Annotated in this window: 1 protein-coding gene; it reads right to left on the bottom strand. The window is 28.2% G+C overall.

What is annotated here, in order from left to right:
- Nucleotides 1-170: 170 nt before the first annotated feature.
- A partial coding sequence (locus CIL05_RS21665; protein WP_206207830.1) for an NADH-quinone oxidoreductase subunit H occupies nt 171-390 on the bottom strand: 220 nt, incomplete at its 5' end.

Genomic DNA, 390 nt, shown 5'->3' with positions numbered 1-390 from the left:
CGGATTGCGTCACAATCCAAGAATTTCACCTCTCATACGCGGGCTTATCGGTCCTTTTTCGAAGGGATAATTAATAGTTTTTGATTTTCTGAATAATTCTTTAATTGCCAAATATAATCCAAAAATAAATTCTACAAGAAATATAGTTCTAAATATTCTGCTTAAATTCATTAAAAATTTCCTTTAGGTAACTTATCAAAATAAAATAAAAAACTTGCCGTTAGAACTAAGTAGATTAAAGAAAAAGGTAAGAAAATTTTCCAACCTAACCTCATAAGTTGATCATATCTATACCTTGGAACAATAGCTTTGATTAATGCAAATAATAAAAATAAAAATAAAATTTTAAATATCATCCAAATTGGAGCTGGAATTACCGCTCTGTATGCG

This window comes from Virgibacillus profundi (assembly GCF_002287375.1).
Classification (GTDB): Bacteria; Bacillota; Bacilli; order Bacillales; family Amphibacillaceae; genus Virgibacillus_K; species Virgibacillus_K profundi.
This window is presented reverse-complemented; position numbering and strand designations above follow the sequence as displayed.